The sequence below is a fragment of the Vibrio sp. 10N.261.51.A4 genome (assembly GCF_041471945.1).
GTDB classification, from domain to species: Bacteria; Pseudomonadota; Gammaproteobacteria; order Enterobacterales; family Vibrionaceae; genus Vibrio; species Vibrio crassostreae_C.
The window spans coordinates 1-350 of record NZ_JBFRPJ010000161.1; the positions used below are offsets into that span (position 1 = coordinate 1).

Sequence of the window (350 nt, forward strand, 5' to 3'; positions counted from 1 at the left end):
AAGCATATCTCCCAGTTAACAAGCGTACATTGGCACACCATTAAAGAGATAGATAAACGCCGACTTCGCCAAGTGGTACCGTCAGTGAAATGGGAGGGGCTAAGGCAACTCGTCATGGATGAGTTCGCTATCTTTAAAGGACATCGGTATGCCACGGTCATCGCTGACGCTAAGACTCACCAAGTTATTTGGATAGGGTTAGGCCGTAGCCGCAAGGACATACGACCGTTCTTCGAGCTGTTAGGCAAGCATGGCAATAATATCGAAGCGGTCGCGATGGACATGAATACGGCTTTTGACCTTGAAGTTCAAGCGCACTGCCCGAACGCCAAAATCGTTTACGACTTATT

Annotated in this window: 1 protein-coding gene; it reads left to right on the forward strand. The window is 48.3% G+C overall.

What is annotated here, in order from left to right:
- Nucleotides 1-350, forward strand: a 350-nt coding sequence (locus AB4384_RS23485; RefSeq protein WP_372130192.1) for a transposase, incomplete at both ends; no start/stop codon positions are given.